Here is a 14,146-nt window from a genome sequence, read left to right as displayed (position 1 = left end):
TCCCTCAGCATTTTGGACCCTTAAATTACAATGCGGCTCACGCAATAAGCAGGGCCGCATTGTAATTAATATTTATAAATAATTCATGATGTCGAGCTTATAGTACAAAAGGTTATTACTTTTTGATCCAATGCATCATTTCACGCAATTGTCCGCCCACCACTTCAATCGGATGGTTAGCTTCATTACGGCGAGTAGCCGTCAGGAATGCACGTCCAGATTGGTTTTCAAGGATAAAGTCACGAGCAAATTTACCTTGTTGAATGTCAGTCAATACATCCTTCATAGCTTTCTTTGTATCTTCTGTTACCACACGTGGTCCAGTTACATAATCGCCATATTCCGCTGTATTACTGATGGAATCACGCATAGTTGCCAATCCACCTTCATACATCAGGTCAACGATCAGCTTAAGCTCATGCAAGCATTCGAAGTATGCCATCTCAGGAGCATATCCTGCTTCAGTCAGTGTTTCAAAGCCCGCTTTTACAAGTGCGCTCACACCGCCACACAATACCGCCTGCTCACCGAACAGATCCGTTTCCGTTTCTTCACGGAAGGAGGTTTCAATTACGCCCGCACGTGTACAGCCAATGCCTTTTGCATAAGCAAGACCGATTTCTTTGGCTTGACCTGTTGCGTCCTGTTCAATTGCGATCAATCCTGGTACACCAAACCCTTCTACATAGGTACGACGTACCATATGTCCTGGGGATTTTGGAGCAACCAGCAATACATCGCTATCTTTAGGAGCTACGATTTGTCCAAAATGAACATTAAAACCATGGGAGAACAAAAGTGCTGCGCCTTTTTTCAGATTAGGTTCAATTTCATTTTTGTAAACAGAAGCTTGAGTTTCATCAGGCAACAAAATTTGAACCACATCTGCACGGCTTGTTGCATCAGCTACGTTCAGAACTTCAAAACCGTCGTTTCTTGCGACATCAGCTGATTTGCCTTCACGCAAACCAATAACAACATTCACACCACTGTCACGCAAGTTTTGTGCTTGAGCATGTCCTTGGCTACCGTAACCGATAACGGCCACCGTCTTTCCTTTCAATACGCTGAGTTCTGCATCTTTTTCGTAGTACGTTGTAACTGCCATGGTTAATTTCCTCCTTTTAATTGGACCCTTCATAATGAGCGGGTAGTCCAAGAGACTTTGCCTCCGAGTGGCATTTAAAAATCTCTTCGAGCACCCGCTCTTATGCGGGCGATTCTTTAATGGTGTAATGCGCTATAAGCGGTAAATCGTTAAAGCTTTATATTATGCATTTCCACGTATCATAGCTGTAACGCCGGTTCGGGTCAACTCGCGAATACCGTAAGGCTTCAACAACTCGATCATCGCATCGATTTTTTCAGTATCGCCAATGACCTGAACAATCAAGCTTGTCGTTCCAACATCAATGACAGCTGCTCTGAACGTTTCTACCACGCCCATAATTTCTGGCCGCTGAGGCGGTTCAGCCTTCACCTTAATCATCGCCAATTCCCGAGCAACCATTGGCTTGGAACTAAGATCGATGACCTTGATTACATCAACCAGCTTGTAAAGCTGCTTTTCAATCTGCTCCAGGTTGTTCTCATCCCCTACAGTCACAATGACCATACGGGATAATCCAGCTTCCTCCGATTGACCTACGGTGATGCTCTCAATGTTAAAGCCACGGCGGCCAAATAGTCCAGACACACGTTGCAAAACGCCGGGATGATCATTTACCAGTACAGCAATGGTATTTTTTGTCGTCATTTTACTCGTCCCCCATCAGCATTTGATCAATGGTCGAACCTTGCGTCACCATCGGATATACATTCTCTTCCTTGCTGACTACAAACTCGACAACGACCGGTCCGGGTGTATCAAGCGCCTCCTGCCAAGCCCGACGTGCTTCTTCCTTGTTCGTAGCACGCAGTCCTTTGACACCGTATGCTTCGGCCAATTTCACAAAATCCGGGCTTCCAGCCAGGTCAATGTGACTGTACCGATTGTCATAGATCAGTTCTTGCCATTGGCGAACCATTCCAAGTACCTGGTTGTTGATAATTACGATTTTGACCGGAATGTTATTGATAGCACAAATGGCTAGCTCCTGCGAACACATCTGCATACCGCCGTCTCCGTTAATCGATATTACTAATCTGTCAGGATTGGCCATTTGAGCGCCGATCGCAGAAGGGAAACCAAATCCCATTGTACCCAGTCCACCAGAGGTGACCCATGAGCGCGGCTGATTGAATTTGTAATACTGTGCGGCCCACATTTGGTGCTGTCCCACGTCCGTCGTAACGATTGCTCCGCCCTTGGTCGTTTGATCCAACAATTCGATAACCCATTGTGGTTTAAGCACTGTTTCCGAATCCTTATAAGAAAAAGGCTTCTCGGCCTTCCATTGCTGAATTTGCGCTCTCCATGCATCCGCCAGGTCTGCGCGTTTCACATCCTGGTTCAGCAGTTCTAATACTGCCTTCACGTCACCTACAATTGGAATATCCGCAGCCACATTTTTTCCAATTTCAGCAGGGTCGATATCGATGTGTACGATTTTGGCTTGAGGAGCAAATCCATCCAACTTGCCTGTCACCCGATCATCAAAGCGGGCACCGATACAGATCAGCAGATCTGATTGTTGGATCGCCTGGTTAGAGGTGTATGTTCCGTGCATTCCCGGCATCCCTGTCCAAAGTTCATGTCCACTTGGGAATCCTCCCAATCCAAGCAAGGTTGTCGCAATTGGAATTTCCGTTTTACGCACAAATTCGTAAAGTGCTTCATGTCCACCGGAGTAAACAACTCCTCCACCTGCTAGGATAAATGGACGTTCTGCTTCGGCAATAGCTTGAGTTAGCTTGTCTAGTTGAATCTTGTTGGGCAACACTTTCGGGTTGTAACCCCGCATGGTCACAGGTTCCGTTTGTGGGACAAACAATGTCTGGGCTGCGGAGATATCCTTCGGAATATCAATCAGTACCGGTCCTTTTCTACCTGTGTTGGCAATATGAAATGCCTCATGGATGATTCGCGGCAGCTCCTCTACGTCTCTCACCAAATAGCTGTGCTTCGTAATCGGCATTGTAATTCCCGTGATATCAGCTTCCTGGAAAGCATCTGTACCGATCAGGGAAGATATAACGTTACCCGTGATGACCACCAACGGCACCGAATCCATAAAAGCTGTCGCTATCCCAGTTACCAGGTTTGTCGCTCCAGGTCCGGAAGTCGCGATACAGACACCAACTTTACCGCTTGCCCGTGCATAACCATCTGCCGCATGAATAGCTCCCTGCTCGTGACGAGTGAGGACATGCTTGAAATCCTTGAAGCCGTACATGGCATCGTAGATATAAAGCACTGCACCACCAGGATATCCGAAGACACACTCTACTCCCTCCAGCAAAAGGCTACGGAGTAAAATTTCCGAACCCGTAATCACCTCAGGTTTCATCCACTTTTCACGTAATTCATCGGTTGACCTAACTTCAGGAATTTGTGCACTCATTGGTCATCCTCCTTTACAAAATTTACATACAGCTTACATTTGTAAATACAAAAAAACCTTTCATCCCTAGAACAGACTTACTGTTGCTGAGGGACGAAAGGCTGTAGCTTCCGTGGTACCACCCGTGTTTGCCCGATATTTCGCAATATCGAACCTTGGCAGGTACAGAAATCACAAAGGATCTCCATATCTGGCGTCTGTAACGTAGACCGTACGATTTTCCCTAATAGGCGATTCAGTACACCGTTAAGCTCATGGGCCCAAATACTTTTCAGGAAAACAGCTCCGAGGTGAGCTCGTTAAAAAGGGATTTTGGTGAAGCTTGCAGCTAATGCCTCACTCTCTGAACAAAAGAGCCCTAATCACTTCGTCCTCTTCATTGCCGTTGTGTTCATGTCATTCTTTCAAATGTTTAGACACATTATATGTCCCTCATCTGGGATAGTCAATACCCAGATTTCATAAAAATTTATGTTTCTCTGCTTTAGCACCTCTGAGCCGCACGCTTATAAGAGGTATCCGCATAATATAAAAAAGACCGCACAGAGAGACTTTGTACACCTCCAAAGCCATGACATATCTTGCTAAAAGGGTAAAAAAGGAGGCCTGTTTATGATTCGCAAACGTTGCGCCCAAGATGACAAAATGATCTTTCGTCTAATCGAGCAAGAGCTTGTCCCCCTATCGCATTTAAGTCTCCAAGAGATGGATCAAATACGAAAAGAATTACCCCGGCGCTTAAACCGGGGCATCACTTTTGTAGCTTGCAGACCGGATAATGCACAGGTTGTTGGCTTCATTCATGTTATGCTGCACGGAGAACTTTTATACATTGATTTGATTGCAATCGCTTCGGCTCATCAAGGTAAAAGATACGGAAAAAAGTTGCTGGAGTGTGCCGAACAATACGGCCGATTGCGACGCTGCAAGCGAGCTAAAGTGATGGTGGACGAAGACAACGTGCGAGGGATCCATTTTTATTTACGTCATCGATACCACATGATGCGTTACGTAGCTCTAAGCCGATGCCACGAACTCGAAAAGTCGCTTTGAAAATTATAATTTTCGGGTTCGTGATGTTGTAGAACTAAAAAAAGTTGGGGTAAAACGGATAGCCTACTCCGGGATATCCCCCGTCTGTATACGCTCCATACTGCGGACCATAACCTGGTCCTCCATAACCTGGACCGTAGCCAGCGTAGGCACCAACGTATGGAGCTGTGCCAATGGCTAGCAAATCAAAAAGCACCAGCGGAATAATCGCTTTCGTGTTTACTTTCTTCTTACGGTTGGGTTGAAGAATTAGTCGGTTACCCGAAATGCGAATCAGCTTACCACTGACCCGGGAGCCATCCTTACGTGTGGCGAAGATGACCTTACCGACAAGCTTCTCCACCTGCTTTCTGGTTATTGCCTGTTTCATCGTATTTCCTCCTTCTTTCTCAACGGATGGACAGATTGAACGGCTCCTTGATAGCTCACCACCACCACAAAATAGACTGAGCTGACAGGGGCCGAGCGTCCGTCCAATCTGCATAGCACAGTCTATTCCATTCATGCCTGAAGCGTATGTTTAAATGCCTGCACAACATAAAAAAACTGGTACCTGCACATGCAGATACCAGTTTTTCAAATATACTAATGCGTCTAGCCAAAAACATTCAGCCGTATAGGTAGTTATTAACGCTTGCTTGGATCGTACAGTTGACCCAAAGCGGCTGGAGCGCGTGAACGTCCAACTGCCGCTACCAGCACAATAATCGTCAAGAGATACGGCAACATAAAAATAATTTCCTGGGGAATACTTTGCGACCATGCAAACAGCTGTACATAGTTGCGAATCGCTTGTGAAAAACCGAAAAACACTGCCGCGCCAAAAGCGCCGAGCGGATTCCATTTACCGAAAATCATAGCGGCAATAGCAATATAACCCTGCCCTGAAACCGTATTATGTGAAAACATATTGGTCGTAGTCAAAGTGATTGTAGCCCCACCAATCCCAGCCAACGCACCACTAATCATAACACCGATATAACGAAGGCGATTGACTTTGATCCCCACTGTATCGGCCGCACCTGGATGCTCTCCTACTGAACGCAAACGCAAGCCAAACGGTGTTTTATACAAAGTAAAGTAGCCAATAATAACCAATAGAATAGCTAGATATGTGGTTGGATAGGCTTGGAAAAATGCTTTTCCTGCAATCGGAATATCCACTAGATAAGGGATGGATATCTCGTTAAAGCCTTGAATCCGGCCAGTGTCACCATCACCCTCAAATAGCAGCTTAACCATATACAGTGTACTACCTGCTGCCAGAAAGTTAATGACAATCCCGCTGATTACCTGATCGGCCTTGAACGTAATGGAGGCTACAGCATGAATTAGCGAAACCAGAATACCAAACACCGCAGCTGACAGTACACCTACCCAGGCCGCAGAGGTGCCTCCTAATCCCGCTTGCTCGGCATAAAATCCGCCGACACCTGCCGCAAATGCGCCAAATACCATAAGTCCTTCCAACCCGAGATTCGTTACACCGGATTTTTCCGAAAAAACTCCGCCAAGAGACGCAAAAATAATCGCCGTCGCAAAAACGAGCGTCGTATGGATTAATTCACCAAGTGTTAACCAACTCATTTTACAACACCTTCTCTTTCTTCCGCTTGGAATACAGCGGCTTTACAACCCAACGCACAATGCCTTGGGCGGCAATAAAGAAAATAATCGAGCCAATAACTACCCGGATAATTTCTGGTGGTACATCCGCGCTAAAGCTCATCCCTGCAGAACCATACGTAAGCGTCCCGAACAAAACAGAGCCAAGCAGTACACCGAACGGATTATTCATCCCGATCAAAGACACAGCGATGCCGTCAAAGCCGGTTCCCGGTGATCCTGCCATAACAGATTGATAATGGAAAACCCCCAACACCTCAAAGGCACCAGCCAATCCAGCAAAAACACCACTAATAAACATCGCTTTTATGATATTGCGATTTACATTCATACCTGCATAACGAGATGCATCCTCATTAAATCCGACAGCCCGAAGCTCATAGCCCTGCTTTGTTTTCCACATGAAAATATAGAAAAACACTGCCGCCAGCACAGCAATAACGGTGCCCCAATGAACCCGAGCATTCCCCATCATCTGGGACAGCCAATCAATGGAAATAGAAGCGGAAGGTTGGATATCTACAGAGCGATTTTCCCCTTCCAAAAGTGCGAACTGATTAATCACCAAATTAGCCAAATACAGTCCGATCCAGTTCATCATAATACATGTAATAACTTCGTTAACGCCTCGTTTGGCCTTCAAATAGCCAGCAATCGCAGCCCATAAGCCTCCGAAAACGGCTCCTGCAATTACAGCTAGCGGTGCATGAATGATAGCAGGCAACCCATGAAGTTTGATGCCTACAATCGAAGCAGCTGTCATACCGACCAGAAACTGACCTTCGCCGCCAATATTAAACAACCCGGCACGAGCCGCAAAAGCAAATGCCAATCCTGTTAGAATTAAAGGAGTCATCTCACGGATCGCTTCGCCAAAGTTGTAGGTGTCTCCGTACACACGGCTAAACAATGCAGAGTACGCCACAATAGGGTCATACCCGCCAATCAACATCACGATAGCACCCAGAATGAGGCCAAAAACAATAGAGACCAGTGCCAGAACAAAGGAGTCTTTTGTGAATATTTTCAATAGGTTAGCCATTCTCTACTCCTTTCTTCACTGCACTTCCTGCCATCATGAGTCCCAGTTCCTGGTCATTCGTTTCTTCAGGCAGCACTTCCCCGACAATCTTGCCCTCATAAATAACAGCAATTCGATCGGATACATTCATAATCTCGTCCAACTCAAATGAAATAAGCAGTACCGCTTTACCTTGATCCCGCTGGGCAATCAATTGTTCTTGGACAAACTCAATAGCCCCAACATCCAGCCCGCGTGTAGGCTGAGCTGCGATGAGAAGGTCTGGGTTTTTATCAATTTCACGCGCTATAATAGCCTTTTGCTGATTCCCACCAGATAACGCTCTTGCCTTGGTATGAATATCTGGTGTTCTTACATCAAACTTCTCAATAAGGCTTTTTGCCTGTTTTTCTATAGCGTCCTTGTTCAAAAAGCCGTTTTTACTGTAAGGTGCCTGATAATACGTCTCCAGCACCATATTTTCACTCATGGAAAAATCGAGCACCAATCCATGCTTATGGCGATCCTCCGGTATATGTGAAACGCCTGCCTCTGAAATTTTGCGCGGTGGCTGGTTTGTCAGTTCTTTTCCGAGCAAACGGATACTTCCGCTATCCACCTTGCGCAATCCTGTCAAGGCTTCAATCAGCTCACTCTGTCCATTGCCGTCCACCCCAGCAATCCCCAAAATCTCGCCGGCCTTAACCTGCAGGTTCAATTCATTCAGAACATGAATGCCATCCTTATTTTTAGAGATTACATTGTTCATTTCCAGTACAGTTTGTCCTGGTTGAGCAAGCTTCTTATCCACTTTAAAGGACACACGGCGGCCTACCATTTTCTCCGCCAGCTCATTCGGTGTTGTTTCAGAGGTTTTGACCGTATCAATAACTTTACCTCGGCGAATGATCGTAACCGTATCGGCAATTTGCATAATTTCTTTGAGCTTATGCGTGATAAGAATGATTGATTTGCCTTCAGCGACTAAGCGCTTCATAATGTCCAGCAACTCAGAAATTTCCTGTGGTGTCAGCACCGCGGTTGGCTCATCGAAAATCAGAATATCTGCACCACGATAGAGTGTCTTGATAATTTCCACACGTTGCTGCATACCCACAGATATATCCTCAATTTTGGCATTCGGATTCACCTGAAGTCCATATTGCTCAGATAACCGCTGTACTTCTGCGGCAGCCTTTTTATAATTGATTTTCAGACCCTTACGTGGCTCCGAACCCAGGACAATATTTTCGGTTACGGTAAACGGCTGTACGAGCTTAAAATGCTGATGTACCATGCCGATCCCCAGATCAATTGCCTTATTAGGACTATCAATCTGTACGGGGTTTCCTCCCATTTCAATGGTCCCTTCATCCGGCTGATATAGTCCGAAAAGAATATTCATAAGCGTAGATTTACCCGCGCCATTCTCACCCAAAAGGGCATGAATTTCTCCCTTATGCAGCTTGATGCTGATGGAGTCGTTGGCAACGATGCCGGGGAATCGTTTTGTAATTTGCTTTAACTCAACGACGGGGGTCGCTGCATCCATGAGATCACCCTTATACACTTTATAGTATGTGCTCCAATGAGCTGATTTTGACCATTATAATCTTATAACTCCAGACGTAAGAACAAGGCTAGTCTTATGAACCAGCCTTGTCGCTACCTCTATGTTCTTCAGTCTAGCTTATTTCGAAGGAACTTTAATCTCGCCTTTAATGATTTTTTGCTTGTATTGTTCTACAAGATCAAGCACATCTTTAGGAACGTTTTTCGAAGATGTATCTGCCAATCCAATTCCGTTATCCTTCAGAGCCAGTGTTTCGACACCGCCCTTAAACTTACCGTCAATTACTTCTTGGGATACACGTTTTACTGCTTCATCTACGCGTTTTACCATCGAAGTTAATGTTACTCCGTCACCAAACTCAAGTGATTGGTCTTTATCTACGCCGATAACCCATACTTGCTGACCTTGCTGCTTACGTGCGAGTGCTTCGTTAAATACGCCTGTTCCTGATCCACCAGCTGCATGGAAAATAATGTCCGCACCATCATTGTAGATCGTTGCTGCAGCAGCTTTACCAAGATCCGGCTTATCAAATGCACCCGTATAGTTCACAATCAGTTGTGCTTTTGGATTTACAGCCTTTACCCCTGCTTCAAATCCTTTTTCAAAACGTTTGATCAGCGGGCTGTCTTGTCCACCCACAAAACCAACTTTGTTTGTTTTAGTAAGTTTACCAGCCACAACCCCTACCAGGAAGGAACCTTCATTTTCAGCAAATACAACCGATTTAACGTTAGGCGCATCCACAACACTGTCAATGATCGCCAAATTTTTGTTCGGATTGTCTTTGGCTACTTGTCCAATCGCATTCGCAAGATTAAAACCGATTCCCCAAGTCAGGTTGAAATCACCCTTAACGAATTGATTCAGGTTAGGAATATAATCTTGGTCGGATTTACTTTGCAAGTATTTAGCTTTAACGCCTGATTCTTTCTGAATAGCTTGAAGTGCCTCCCAAGCAGATTGATTAAACGATTTGTCGTTTACTCCGCCCACATCTGTAACCATGCCAAGTTGGATATTTGATGTTTTGGCAGAACCGCCTGCTTCTCCACCATTTGCGTTGGACGCACCTTGATTTTTGTTACCGCAGCCTGCGAGAATAACCGAGATCGCCAGCAGCATAACCAAAGACATACTAAACAATTTCTTCATGCTGATACTGTTCCCCCTTAGTGTTAGATCCCTGGACTGTCTCTTTTCTTTAGAAAATGCACATCATTTTCATGTCATTTACCGACGAGACAGATCGTACAGAAGACTTACTTTAGAGATTATACAATTATGATCGACTAAAATCTAGCCAATTAATAACCTTGGGTCAATTTTTTTTAGATTTCCAAAAATGTAAGCGTTACAAAATTGAGAAATCCATACATTCTGCCATCTTACGTCATATTTATTCGTATTTTGAAGAAAACAAAATCTTTTTTAGTGTTAAGTATGTACAAAAAAAGGCATCCCTACACAGCATACTGCTCGGGACACCTTTGTTACCACTTTCGCGGTTTTTACGCCTTAATTAAGCGTTGATTTTACCTTTAGCAACAGTTGCCAAAGAGTTGAATGCATTAATATCATTGACTGCAAGATCAGCCAAGATTTTACGGTTAATGTCCACACCAGCCAATTTCAGACCGTGCATCAATTTGCTGTAAGACAAACCATTCAAACGAGCTGCTGCGTTGATACGCACGATCCACAATCTGCGGAAGTTACGTTTCGTCTGACGACGGTCACGGTATGCGTAAACAAGCGATTTCATTACCTGCTCGTTAGCTGTTTTAAAAATGCGGTGTTTGGAACCAAAATAACCTTTAGCAAGCTTCAATACTTTTTTATGACGACGACGAACGACGAATCCGCCCTTTACTCTTGCCATATCAAAAGACCTCCCAAATAATGTTTATACTTTATTTATTGCCGTGCTTATACTATTTCAGGTTAGCAAGACCTTGTTTCAAACGTCTAACGTCCCCAGGTGCCATCTCAGGGTTAGTACCCAGAACGCGTTTTGCACGTTTGGATTTGTGGGAAAGCAAGTGGTTTCTGTAAGCTTTGTAACGAGTCACTTTACCAGTACCGGTAATTTTGAAGCGGCCTTTAAGGCTGCTATGTGTTTTCATTTTTGGCATTGAACTTCCTCCTTAATTTGTCATTGACTCTTTGGAGCCAATATCATAATCATGCTGCGTCCTTCGAGCTTGGGTTGGCGCTCCACGGTACAAAGATCAGCAACTTCCGTTTTTACACGTTCGAGAATTTTTTGTCCCACATTAGCATGGGTAATTTCACGACCACGGAAACGAACGGAGCATTTCACCTTGTCCCCTTCATTCAGGAACTTCACCACATTGCGAAACTTGGTCTGGTAGTCATGTTCCTCGATGTTGGAACGGAACCATACCTCTTTGATGTCAACGATCTTCTGGTTTTTACGGGCTTCCTTTTCTTTCTTCTGTTGCTCATAACGGAATTTACCGTAATCCATAATCCGACACACGGGCGGCTTCGCTTGAGGCGCCACGTTTACGAGATCCAAGTTTGCGTCAATCGCCATTTGCAGAGCTTCACGAGTCGGTTTAATCCCGATTTGTTCCCCGTTTGCACCAACTAGACGTACTTCTCTCACTCGAATCTCATCATTGATCATATGTTCCTTACTAATAACCCTCCACCTCCAGAACCTGTTATTGTTGTATTGTGTTTAAGCACAAAAAAGGGATGACGACTATGCAGCCGACATCCCTGTCTGATACTCAATTCATCATGAAAGTTGAATTCACAAATCATTGGATCATGACCAGCCGGCAATACCGGGCAGGTGAGAAGTCGGACCTTCTGCTTGTTAATCCATACTTTTCAATTAACATACTCAAATATCATATCATGCTACTACAGAGGCGTCAATACTTTTATGAAAATTAGGTGTACACGTCCTCTGTAGGTTGCATAGTTTTGCTTCAACAACCATTAACCTTGCTTGCTCTGAACCTCTTCCAGACGAACAACACGCGTATGCTGGGTGTGGCTCCATTGCTTGTTGTTCTGTGTAAAGAATGCATAGAACGTAATCGGATACCACGAAACCAGATAGACTGGGAACAGCAGCAAGTACAGGTATACTTTTTTGAACGTGACCTTTTCCAAGATCATCGCGATCAAAAAGGTGATAATATTCAGACTTATGGCCACAAAACCGGTCCACGCAGGGAATTGTACGTAGATATTTTCAATATTGGGTCCACCGAATATTACAATATCCACCCACATCGCTACTGTCATCAAGAACGTAAACAGTACGATATACACGTTCAGACCATAAAGAGCCATATCGAATTTAATCAGGCTTCTATCTTTGATACTTTGCCACAGCAATGGGAAGAAATAACGACGAGCAACCGTGAAGTGACCTTGCATCCAGCGCAGACGCTGTCTGGAAGAAGCTTTGAATGTCAACGGCTTCTCATCATACACCTTGGCATCGTAATTAAATCTTGGGTATACGTTGCGTTGTGTACAACGCATGGTGAATTCCAAATCCTCTACCAGACTTGTTGCACCCCAGCCCATTTCCTTGAGCAGATTTGTTTCAAAGCACATGCCTGTACCACCAAGGAAATTAGCCATATTCAGGTTGTGACGTGACAGTTGCCACAAACGGTTGATGTACCAATAAGATACCCCGTATGCTGCTGTGATCCAGGAATCCTCAGGGTTTTTAGTATCAATATACCCCTGGATGACACGGGCGCCTGAGCACAAGTCATTGTTCATTTCGCTCAAGAAATTGGTATGCGCCAAATTGTCGGCATCAAACATGACAATGGCATCATATTGCCGCGGCATAGCCCACAGCTCCTTGAGCATCCACTCAATAGCGTAGCCTTTACCACGCAAATTCGGATTCGTACGTTCACATGCATTCATGCCATGAGCACGAACGATGTCCGCTGTCTTATCTGTGCAGTTATCACAGATTACGAATACGTCGTACAGTTCCTTTGGATAGTCAAGCTCCTTTAAATTTTCCATCAATGCTCCGACAACTTGTTCTTCATTGTGGGCAGCGACTAAAATAGCAAATGATTTTTCTGGAGCCGCCTGCACTTTTCTTTTCTTACGAACCAATCCGAACAAGGAGAATGCAAACTGATAGACTGCGATCACCGCCAGTATGACCTGGAGCGTCACAAAAATAGCGTCTAACATGATCTCTTGTTACCCCCTTTTTATACCCCTTTAAAAATCTTGCGTTTGTCTGTTTTCTATCTGTGTAGCGCAAGTTGCGGCGCTTTATGCGCCTTTTCTGTAGTTTTTGACCCGACCCTTGCTTTCTTCTTTGGCTCTGTGCAGCCCCCTTTTGGCTGACACAGGAATGCCATTACGATTTTCGTTGGTTTTCAACCTTTTGTCAAAGCCCCTAAACGGGTCTCAGCAGCAAAAAAACACGACAAATTCCCGTTTGAACCGAGAATGCGGCGCTGGACCTCTTATTCATGACGCTTAGGTCTTATTTTCATCCATTTGCTAACTTTTTATTTCTTTGGTCCCTCCTTTTTGTGGGCCAATTAGCAACCACTTCTATCCACTCTATCTTATTAGACGGATGAACGCAAAGAAAGTTATACAATACAGCTTATATTCCATTAACATTTTTGTGTAGAATTGAACCAGGTAAGTGGTGATTCTTGAAATGAATAGCGTTTAAAAATATGATGAGAGCAAGAGAATAATTACTTAGACCTGATTAATGTCAAATTGATTCAAAATATTTGCCGACAGACCTGAACCGGCAACCGGAGGAAACCAAATGCAACGTCTAGTCGTAAAACTTGTAAGTCTGGAGCAGCGATTGTTCAAATGGATCAACGGGCGCTTACACAACCGTTTTTTGAACTTTTGGCTGTATTATCTCACACATTTAGGCGGGGCTACCTTTACAATAGCCTCTACGCTTCTTATTTGGTGGCTCGCTCCGTATCCATGGAAAGACTCCGGCATGAAGGGAGCTATCGCTCTTGCGATCAGTCACATCCCTGTAGCTATCGTTAAAAAGCTGTACCCGCGGATACGTCCGTACTTGGCGCTACCAGGCACAAATACATTCCGCAATCCCTTGTCGGATCATTCTTTTCCCTCAGGGCACACGACCGCTATTTTTTCAGCTACCGTTCCTTTTATGCTGCAGTCACCCATGCTAGCACTATTGCTGCTGCCTGTAGCGATAATTGTAGGTTTTTCCCGAATTTATTTGGGGCTTCACTATCCCACGGATGTGCTTGCAGGAGCAGTCATCGGAACGTCTGCCGCAATAGGAACGGTTGCATTCTGGCCTTAAAGCCGATATGGTATGATTGAGAACATCCC

Annotated in this window: 14 protein-coding genes; 2 read left to right on the top strand and 12 right to left on the bottom strand. The window is 44.7% G+C overall.

What is annotated here, in order from left to right:
* Positions 1-115: 115 nt before the first annotated feature.
* The 3 genes from ilvC to ilvB form a co-directional block, all read right to left on the bottom strand.
* On the bottom strand, positions 116-1,108 hold the full coding sequence (ilvC, locus tag AC5V8P_RS06890; protein ID WP_013309387.1) for a ketol-acid reductoisomerase: 993 nt from the start codon (positions 1,106-1,108) through the stop codon (positions 116-118).
* 162 nt (positions 1,109-1,270) lie between these two features.
* Positions 1,271-1,756 carry an acetolactate synthase small subunit gene (ilvN, locus tag AC5V8P_RS06885; RefSeq protein ID WP_016820552.1) on the bottom strand — a complete coding sequence of 162 codons (486 nt, stop codon included), beginning with the start codon at positions 1,754-1,756 and terminating at the stop codon, positions 1,271-1,273.
* A gap of 1 nt (position 1,757) precedes the next feature.
* Complete coding sequence (ilvB, locus tag AC5V8P_RS06880; protein WP_064795329.1) at positions 1,758-3,503, bottom strand: biosynthetic-type acetolactate synthase large subunit; 1,746 nt, start codon at positions 3,501-3,503, stop codon at positions 1,758-1,760.
* Between the two features lie 612 nt (positions 3,504-4,115).
* Between ilvB and AC5V8P_RS06875 the strand changes: the two genes are divergently transcribed.
* Complete coding sequence (locus AC5V8P_RS06875; RefSeq protein ID WP_063209942.1) at positions 4,116-4,556, top strand: GNAT family N-acetyltransferase; 441 nt, start codon at positions 4,116-4,118, stop codon at positions 4,554-4,556.
* Between the two features lie 34 nt (positions 4,557-4,590).
* On the opposite strand, the gene AC5V8P_RS06870 is transcribed toward AC5V8P_RS06875, so the two are convergent.
* From AC5V8P_RS06870 to AC5V8P_RS06830, 9 genes are all read right to left on the bottom strand, one after another.
* Positions 4,591-4,926 (bottom strand): hypothetical protein, encoded by a 336-nt coding sequence (locus AC5V8P_RS06870; protein WP_063209943.1) that lies wholly within the window; start codon positions 4,924-4,926, stop codon positions 4,591-4,593.
* 257 nt (positions 4,927-5,183) lie between these two features.
* The gene (locus tag AC5V8P_RS06865) at positions 5,184-6,143 is read right to left on the bottom strand and encodes an ABC transporter permease (RefSeq protein WP_010349245.1); all 960 of its coding nucleotides are present in this window, start codon (positions 6,141-6,143) and stop codon (positions 5,184-5,186) included.
* A gap of 1 nt (position 6,144) precedes the next feature.
* Entirely contained in the window at positions 6,145-7,224 is a 1,080-nt protein-coding gene (locus AC5V8P_RS06860; protein WP_064795330.1) for an ABC transporter permease, read from the bottom strand.
* Positions 7,217-8,755, bottom strand: a complete 1,539-nt coding sequence (locus tag AC5V8P_RS06855) for an ABC transporter ATP-binding protein (RefSeq protein ID WP_063209986.1) — start codon at positions 8,753-8,755, stop codon at positions 7,217-7,219. The genes AC5V8P_RS06860 and AC5V8P_RS06855 overlap by 8 nt, the downstream gene beginning before the upstream one ends.
* Before the next feature lie 138 nt (positions 8,756-8,893).
* Positions 8,894-9,931: a BMP family lipoprotein gene (locus tag AC5V8P_RS06850; protein WP_063209946.1), complete on the bottom strand. Its 1,038-nt coding sequence runs from the start codon at positions 9,929-9,931 to the stop codon at positions 8,894-8,896.
* Between the two features lie 367 nt (positions 9,932-10,298).
* Complete coding sequence (gene rplT / locus AC5V8P_RS06845; RefSeq protein ID WP_007429517.1) at positions 10,299-10,658, bottom strand: 50S ribosomal protein L20; 360 nt, start codon at positions 10,656-10,658, stop codon at positions 10,299-10,301.
* A 52-nt stretch (positions 10,659-10,710) separates the two neighbouring features.
* Positions 10,711-10,911: a 50S ribosomal protein L35 gene (gene rpmI, locus AC5V8P_RS06840; RefSeq protein WP_007429516.1), complete on the bottom strand. Its 201-nt coding sequence runs from the start codon at positions 10,909-10,911 to the stop codon at positions 10,711-10,713.
* A 20-nt stretch (positions 10,912-10,931) separates the two neighbouring features.
* Positions 10,932-11,429 (bottom strand): translation initiation factor IF-3, encoded by a 498-nt coding sequence (gene infC / locus AC5V8P_RS06835; RefSeq protein ID WP_007429515.1) that lies wholly within the window; start codon positions 11,427-11,429, stop codon positions 10,932-10,934.
* Positions 11,430-11,749: 320 nt separating this feature from the next.
* Positions 11,750-12,988: a glycosyltransferase family 2 protein gene (locus AC5V8P_RS06830; RefSeq protein WP_063209947.1), complete on the bottom strand. Its 1,239-nt coding sequence runs from the start codon at positions 12,986-12,988 to the stop codon at positions 11,750-11,752.
* Between the two features lie 601 nt (positions 12,989-13,589).
* Here AC5V8P_RS06830 and AC5V8P_RS06825 point away from each other — a divergent pair.
* Positions 13,590-14,117, top strand: a complete 528-nt coding sequence (locus tag AC5V8P_RS06825) for a phosphatase PAP2 family protein (protein ID WP_063209948.1) — start codon at positions 13,590-13,592, stop codon at positions 14,115-14,117.
* The last annotated feature ends 29 nt before the right edge of the window (positions 14,118-14,146 follow it).

The sequence above is a fragment of the Paenibacillus sp. N119s genome (assembly GCF_059447605.1).
Note: the sequence above shows the minus strand (reverse complement) of the source record. Positions and strands in the feature narration are given on the sequence as shown.